At 72.2% G+C, this 6,932-nt stretch carries 7 protein-coding genes and 2 pseudogenes; 3 read left to right on the forward strand and 6 right to left on the reverse strand.

The window, feature by feature from the left end:
- From D3105_RS31040 to D3105_RS31060, 5 genes and pseudogenes are all read right to left on the reverse strand, one after another.
- Positions 1-542, reverse strand: a pseudogene (locus D3105_RS31040) (MarR family transcriptional regulator); the annotation flags it as partial.
- A gap of 396 nt (positions 543-938) precedes the next feature.
- Complete coding sequence (locus tag D3105_RS31045; RefSeq protein WP_118906230.1) at positions 939-1,223, reverse strand: hypothetical protein; 285 nt, start codon at positions 1,221-1,223, stop codon at positions 939-941.
- An 86-nt stretch (positions 1,224-1,309) separates the two neighbouring features.
- Positions 1,310-1,858 carry a TetR/AcrR family transcriptional regulator gene (locus tag D3105_RS31050; RefSeq protein WP_118906231.1) on the reverse strand — a complete coding sequence of 183 codons (549 nt, stop codon included), beginning with the start codon at positions 1,856-1,858 and terminating at the stop codon, positions 1,310-1,312.
- Positions 1,859-2,282: 424 nt separating this feature from the next.
- Positions 2,283-2,819: a MarR family winged helix-turn-helix transcriptional regulator gene (locus tag D3105_RS31055; protein WP_118906232.1), complete on the reverse strand. Its 537-nt coding sequence runs from the start codon at positions 2,817-2,819 to the stop codon at positions 2,283-2,285.
- Positions 2,812-3,435 (reverse strand): DJ-1/PfpI family protein, encoded by a 624-nt coding sequence (locus D3105_RS31060; RefSeq protein ID WP_118906233.1) that lies wholly within the window; start codon positions 3,433-3,435, stop codon positions 2,812-2,814. Before D3105_RS31060 ends, D3105_RS31055 begins: the two co-directional genes overlap by 8 nt.
- 159 nt (positions 3,436-3,594) lie before the next feature.
- Here D3105_RS31060 and D3105_RS31065 point away from each other — a divergent pair, with 159 nt between their 5' ends.
- The 3 genes from D3105_RS31065 to D3105_RS31075 all read left to right on the forward strand — a co-directional run bounded on the left by D3105_RS31065 (position 3,595) and on the right by D3105_RS31075 (position 6,684).
- Positions 3,595-4,977 carry an aspartate aminotransferase family protein gene (locus D3105_RS31065; RefSeq protein WP_118906234.1) on the forward strand — a complete coding sequence of 461 codons (1,383 nt, stop codon included), beginning with the start codon at positions 3,595-3,597 and terminating at the stop codon, positions 4,975-4,977.
- Between the two features lie 217 nt (positions 4,978-5,194).
- A complete protein-coding gene (locus D3105_RS31070) occupies positions 5,195-5,974 on the forward strand; it encodes a GntR family transcriptional regulator (RefSeq protein WP_118906235.1) in 780 nt (259 codons plus the stop codon).
- Positions 5,975-6,033: 59 nt separating this feature from the next.
- Positions 6,034-6,684, forward strand: coding sequence for a hypothetical protein (locus tag D3105_RS31075; protein WP_118906236.1), 651 nt, complete (start codon positions 6,034-6,036; stop codon positions 6,682-6,684).
- A 136-nt stretch (positions 6,685-6,820) separates the two neighbouring features.
- Here the strand turns inward: D3105_RS31075 and D3105_RS36140 are convergent.
- Positions 6,821-6,932 (reverse strand): annotated as a pseudogene (locus D3105_RS36140) (SLATT domain-containing protein); the annotation flags it as partial.

The following is a 6,932-nucleotide window of genomic DNA, read 5'->3' on the forward strand; positions in this document are numbered from 1 at the left end:
GGATTCGTCGGAGCTGTCGCGGGGGCCGCGTCCGGGGCGGCCTCGTATGCGGTCCGCTGCTGCGGTACGGCGGCGGGGGCCTGGGCGGGCGGCACCGAGGCCACCGGGGGCGGCTCCACAGGGGCTGCGGTTCGGGCGGCGGTCTCGGTGGCGAGGTAGGTGTTCCACCACTCGTTGTCGCGGGCGGTACGGGACCAGAACGTGCGGAAGGCCCAGCGTGTCTCGTCGCCCGCGCCGACAGCGCACCGTACGCGTCGCAGGTGCCCGGCGACGGAGAGGGCGTTGAGGGAGGTGGAGATGGCCTGCTGCCCGTACAGCGGGAGCTGCTTGGCCAGTTGCTTGATGCTCATCGAGGCACCGTCGGGAAGGTGGTCGACGAATCCGGCGACGTATCGTTCGCGCGTCGGGAGCAAGGCGAAGTCGTCGTGCGCACGGGGTTGTTGACCGGACGCGGAGCGTTTGCCGTAGCCGGGCTTGGCCATCGGGTACGCGGCGGAGACTGCGGGGGCGGACAGGGCGGAGCTATGGTGCTGTGTAGCCAATGGATCGTCTTTCTAAGGGTGTCGATCTTGCGGTGAGACCCCGGCCTGGTGCTGTGAACACCGCGTCGGGGTCGCTTAGTTCTCTAGTTCTCGCACCGTAAGCGGCGGTCACGCTCCGCCGCAAGCTGTCACGATTAGTCATACTGGCTGGCCGTGACGGGGTGGGGAGGTGGGGAGGTTTTCCCAACCCCCCGTATCTGCCGCCCGGTTAAAGAAGGCGCTCGAATCCCGGGTCTCGCATCCCGACGCCCGGATCCCGGCATCCGAGCTTCGGGCCCGCCCCCGTTCACGTACCCCCGCAAGAGTGAATGCGGTGCTCCGGCGCTCGTGTCCTGAGTGCCGAGCTTCGGGTGCCGGGGCTTCGGGTGCCGAGCTTCGGGCTTCGGGGGGATCGCGTCAGGCGGTGCCGCGCAGTGCCTGCACCGCCCGGGCGAGCTGGTCGTCGGCGCCGGCGGTTTCGAGGGCCGAGCCGAGGACGTCGGCGTACGTGGACCGGGCGTCCTGGTAGTGCTTGCGGCCCTCGTCGGTGGTGACGGCATAGACCCCGCGCCTGTCGTCGTCGCAGGTGTCCTTGTAGGCGCACCCGGCGCTCTCCAGCCGCCCCACGAACGTGTGCAGGCCGAGGACGGACTCCCACATGGCCTGATCGGAGGCGGCAAGCGGCTGCTGTTTGACCGTCAGGGAGGGCTCCCCTTGCCGACGATGTACTCAACAAGATACATGTCCATGCAACCATTTGGTGGTGGCGGGCCCAGGGGGTGCCGGGCCTAGGGGAGCGGCGCGGTGATGCGGGCGATCGCCTCGGCCGTGAGGGCGCGTTCGTGTGGCGCGGTCTCCAGGGCGCGGTGGATGGACAGCCCCTCGATCAGCGCGTCGAGCTGGCGGGCGGTGGCCGGGTCGAAGTGCCACTCCAGGGCCCGGCGGCTGCGGCCCATCCAGGTGCGGGTGAGCTCGCGGTAGCCGGGCCGGCGGGCGGCGAGGGTGTAGAGCTCGTGGGTGAGGATCAGCTCGCGCTGGTTGCCGCCGGAGAGGTGGTGGACGAGGTCGGCGACGGCCTCGCGGGCCTCGTCGGGGGTGGTCGCCGCACCGAGGCGCTCCTCGAAGAGGGCGACGATCGTCCCGGAGAACCGGGTGAACGCCTCGTGCAGCAGCTCGTCCATGCCGGAGAAGTGGTACGTCATCGAGCCCAGCGGTACGCCCGCGCGGGCGGCGACCTTACGGTGCGAGACGCCCGCGACGCCCTCGTCGACGATGAGGTCGAGCACCGCGTCGATGATGCGGTCCCGCCGCTCGGGGTCGGTGCGCCCGGTCGCCACGCGGTGCCTCCTCGGGGTCGGGTCGGTCTTGGGGGCGGGTGGGCCTCGGTCTCGGCTTCGGCCGGCTCGCTTCTGGTCGCAGCATAGAGCGCGGGAGCGCGCACCACCTGGGCCACCGGCTTGTCCGGGTAGCTGGTCTGCTCGTCGGTGGGCGGCTCCGTCTTCGTCCTCTTCGCCCGCTCGCGCGGGGCCCGTGGAGGCGTTCGTTCCCGGCCTTCCGCGCGCCCTCGGCGGCCTCGCTGCGGCAGGTGACCCGGCACGGTCTCGTATCAGGTCGTGAACCCCTTACCCCGGGGCGGGTGAGCGCTGGGGGAGGCGGCCACCGGCACACCGGGCACGCGGCGCCCTCGTGCGATCAAGGGTTCCGTCCTCAAACGGGAAGGCTGGGGGTGGCACCGCCCTCGTGCGATCAAGGGTTCCGTCCTCAATCGCCGGACGGGCTTGGAGTGCCCCGGTCCGCGGCCCGGGAGCCGGACGGGCTCGAAGTGCCCCGGTCCGCAGCGGTCAGGGCGTCCAGCGCCTCCGACAGGCGTTCCAGTGAGCTCACCGTTTCCGCCAGGTCCTCCGCCCCCACCTCCCCCGCCAGCCGCGCGGCGAACTCCGCGTGGGGCGGGCCGATCCGGGCCACCGCGTCGCGGCCCGCCCCCGTCACCCGCAACAGCTTCGCGCGGCGGTGGGCCGGGTTCTCCGTGTACTCCGCGAGCCCCCGCTCGACCAGCAGGTCCGCGATCCGCTGCACGCTCTGCCGGGTGATCCCCATCGTCCGGGCGATCCCCGCCACCGGCAACGGCTCCACCAGCACCGCCCCCAGCACCTGCCACCACGCCGACGTGAGACCGCCCGGCCGCGCCAACTCGTCGGCCACCGACAGGAACTGCCCGTTCAGCCGGAACACCGTCAGAGCCGCCCGGCTCAGCAGCTCCTGCTCGGACGGGACGCGCCCCGCGCCCTCACTACTCACCCTGCAACACCTCGTACGCGCTCGCGTCCGAGTCGTGGAACAGCCGGTACCACGCGTCCAGCTTCTTCTCGTCGTACACCCCGAGCAGCGCGAACACCTCCCGCGCGAACGCCACCGGCTCCGTCGGCCCGGCCGTGATCAGGCGCCCGGTCCCGTCCGCCCCGGGGTCCGTGACCGCGTCCACCTCCACGTACCGCTCGCCGCCCACGTACCCCGTCGCCGCGAGGTAGAAGGAGACCGCGCTCGTGTGCGCCCGGTCGTCCAGCAGCCCTTCGCGGGCCAGCCCGGCCGTCGCCCCGCAGATCGCCGCGACCGGCACCCCCGCGTCCAGGAAGGTCCGGGCCGCCCGCGCGAACGGGGCCAGCGTCTCGCCCGTGTCCCAGCCGGCCGCACCGGTGAGGATCAGCAACGTGCTGTCCTGCGGCCGCAGTTCGTCCAGCGTCAGGTCGGGCTGGACGCGCAGGCCGCCCATGGTCGTCACCGGCTCCCGGGAGAGCCCCACGGTCCGCACGGTGTAGCCGTTCTGGGTGAGATGCGCGGTCGCGTACCCCGTCTCCCAGTCGGCGAAGGTGTCGTAAACGGCGAGATGCACGGTTCCGGCGCTGCTGCTGGTCATGGTGACCTCCTCGACTCGATGACAGAAGGCTGTCATATCGACAGCATGCTGTCAAGGGAGAGGGGTGGGGGCGAGGGCGACACCTTGCCGAACCATCCGGCCCAAGCCGTACAAGGTGGCCATGGAGGCCACCCCCCACCAGCACTTACGCTCGGCCGCATGACCCCTCATGCCCCTCATGCCCCGTACGCCGACCCCGCGGCCGGTGCGGCCGTGAAGGCCGCGGACCGCGCGCACGTGTTCCACTCCTGGTCCGCCCAGGGCCTCATCGACCCGCTCGCCGTCGCCGGCGCCGAGGGGTCCTACTTCTGGGACTACGACGGCAACCGCTACCTCGACTTCACCAGCGGGCTCGTCTACACCAACATCGGCTACCAGCACCCCACCGTGATCGCCGCGATCCAGGAGCAGGCGGGCAAGCTCGCCACCTTCGCGCCCGCGTTCGCGATCGAGTCGCGCTCCGAGGCCGCACGCCTCATCGCCGAGCGCACTCCGGGCGACCTGGACAAGATCTTCTTCACCAACGGCGGCGCCGAGGCCGTCGAGAACGCCATCCGCATGGCCCGGCTGCACACCGGCCGCCCGAAGGTGCTCTCCGCCTACCGCTCGTACCACGGCGCCACCTCCACCGCGATCAACCTCACCGGGGACCCGCGCCGCTGGCCCTCCGACAACGGCTCGGCGGGCGTCGTCCGGTTCTGGGCGCCGTTCCTCTACCGCTCGCCGTTCTACGCCCGGACCGAGGCCGAGGAGTGCGCCCGAGCGCTCCAGCACCTGGAAGACACGATCGCCTTCGAGGGCCCGTCGAGCATCGCCGCGATCATCCTGGAGACCGTCCCGGGCACGGCGGGCATCATGACCCCGCCGCCGGGCTATCTGGCGGGCGTCCGCGAGATCTGCGACCGGTACGGGATCGTCTTCGTGCTCGACGAGGTGATGGCCGGATTCGGCCGTACCGGCGCATGGTTCGCCGCCGACCACTTCGACGTCGTGCCGGACCTGCTGACCTTCGCGAAGGGCGTCAACTCCGGTTACGTACCGCTCGGCGGCGTCGCCATCAGCGCCGAGATCGCCGCGACCTTCGAGACCCGCCCCTACCCCGGCGGCCTCACCTACTCCGGGCACCCGCTGGCCTGCGCCGCCGCCGTCGCCACCATCGGCGTGATGGAGGACGAGAAGGTCGTCGAGCACGCGGCGCGCATCGGCGAGACCGTGCTCGGCCCCGGCCTGCGCGAACTGGCCGAGCGCCACCCCTCGGTGGGCGAGGTGCGCGGCCTCGGCGCGTTCTGGGCGCTGGACCTGGTCCGCAACCGCGAGACCCGCGAGCCGCTCGTCCCGTACAACGCCTCGGGCGAGGCCAACGCCCCGATGGCCGCCTTCGGCGCGGCGGCGAAGAAGCAGGGGCTGTGGCCGTTCATCAACATGAACCGGACCCACGCCGTCCCCGCCTGCAACGTCTCCGAGGCCGAGGCCAAGGAAGGGCTCGCGGCCCTGGACGTGGCGCTCTCCGTGGCCGACACGTACACGGTGCAGGGCTCTTAGGGCAGCCCGTTTCGGCCTCCGGTCCGGGGCGCGTAGCGCGGCCCGCGTCCCCTTCCGGTCCGTACGCGCAGTAACCGGACGAGCCGATTCCGTACGTGATCGACCCCGTACGTCTCCCCGCCGTGCCCGGAATCGGGCACGGCGGCGGCCCTGGCTTAAGGTGACCCGAACCACGACGGGTATGCCGGGTAGGCAGGGACGGACGGAAGGGGTCGGCATGAGTCCGAGCGCAGGTGTGACGCGCAATACCCTGCGCCAGCAGATCGCCGACGCACTGCGTGACGAGGTGCTCGCGGGACGTCTGCCGCCGGGCCGCGAGTTCACCGTCAAGCAGATCGCCGAGCAGTACGGGGTCTCCGCGACGCCCGTCCGCGAGGCGCTCTTCGACCTCTCCGCGCAGGGGCTCCTCGCCTCCGACCAGCACCGGGGCTTCCAGGTGCGGGAGTTCACCGTCGCCGACTACCGCGCGATGACCGAGGCCCGGGCCCTCGTCGTCGAGGGCCTCTTCCGCAACCCCGCCGAGGTCGCCGTCCGGCCCGAGGGGCTGGCCTCGATCCGCCGCCGGGCCGCGGAGGCGGTCCGCGCGGCCAAGGGCGGCGACCTCGACGTGCTGATCGGGTACGACCTGCGGTTCTGGCGGGAGCTGGGGCAGTTCGTCCTCAACCCGTACATCGCCGATTTCCTCACCCGGCTCCGCGTCCAGGCCTGGGTGTTCGCCGTGCACCGGCTGCGCCGCGACGGGATGGACGAGGACGTGCTGTGGTTCGGCCACGAGGAGCTGGCCGAGGCCATCGCCCGCGGCGACCACGACCAGGTCCACGCCGAGATGCGCTCCTGCTACGGGCACGCGCTCGCCTGGGCGGACCGCCTGGAGGCGCGGGAAGCGGAAGCGGAAGGGGACGCGGAGGCGAAAGCGGAGGGGGGCACCGACGGACCGCCGGGAACCGGTTCCGCGAGGGCTCCGGAGCCTCCGGAGTCCCCGGGGCACTGTGCGTGAGGTTCGCCCCGCATTACGCTGTCCCGACGATCGCCTGAACCTCCTGAGAGCGAGACTTCGTGGCCTGTGACCTGTGGCTGGTCCCCCTCGTCGACGTGCTGTGCCACAGCCCCGACAATCCCTTCGCCGAAGAGATCGCCGTCTATGACAAGGCGCTGAACGACGCCGGGCTGCCGTCCGTCCCCGTCTACGCCTACATGCCGGGCCTCACCGGGGACGTCGCCCCCGTGGCCGGCTTCGACTACGACGCCCTGCACTTCCTGCGCCGCGCCTATCTGCTCCAGCTGAGCGGACTGGCCGTCACTCCGGTCGCGGGTCTCGACGGCGACTACGAGCAGCTCCTGGAGATGTTCGAACAGGGCGCGCAGCAGTCGCACCTGGTCTGGCACTACGACCACGCCGGGGCGTACGTCCCGGTGGACTTCCCGGCCCCGCTCTCCGACGACGACCTCCTGGCGGGCGGCGGCCCCCTCGGCTCCGCGCACGGGCTGCTGCGGGAGCTGGAGTTCGTGGCCCCGTCCATCGGTATCGACCCGGCCAACCCACCGGCCGCCCCGCAACCCCCGTCGGGTCCCACGGCCCTGGAGGAACCGGCACACCCGATCCCCCACGACGACAGCCCCTTCGCCCGAGAACGCCACGTCTGGCTGGGCCTCCACGCGGCGGCGACCCGCAGCCTGGCCCAGGGCTCAATGATCATCTTCAGCTGACCGAACCCTCACGGACCGGGGGGCCGATCCACCCCGCTCCCGGGGCGCCGCATTTCAGCCCGTCCGGCGATTGATGTCCGGGGGGCCGGGGGCAGCGCCCCGAGGCGTGACCCCGGGGCAGCACCCCCGGAACACCTCACCGCGGCGGCGACTCCGGCGGCCGCTGCCGCGGCATGTTCGGCCGGGCCGCGACCGACGGCATCGAGAACCGCCCCGGCGCCACCCCCGGCTCACCGCGCCCCGCACCC

Origin of the sequence: Streptomyces globisporus, assembly GCF_003501885.1 — a bacterium.
Taxonomy (GTDB): Bacteria; Actinomycetota; Actinomycetes; order Streptomycetales; family Streptomycetaceae; genus Streptomyces; species Streptomyces globisporus_D.

Coding starts and splice junctions, on each gene's coding strand:
- D3105_RS31060 (WP_118906233.1), bottom strand. CDS start 3,435: ATGACCAGCAGCAGCGCCGGAACCGTGCATCTCGCCGTTTACGACACC.
- D3105_RS31065 (WP_118906234.1), top strand. CDS start 3,595: ATGACCCCTCATGCCCCTCATGCCCCGTACGCCGACCCCGCGGCCGGT.
- D3105_RS31070 (WP_118906235.1), top strand. CDS start 5,195: ATGAGTCCGAGCGCAGGTGTGACGCGCAATACCCTGCGCCAGCAGATC.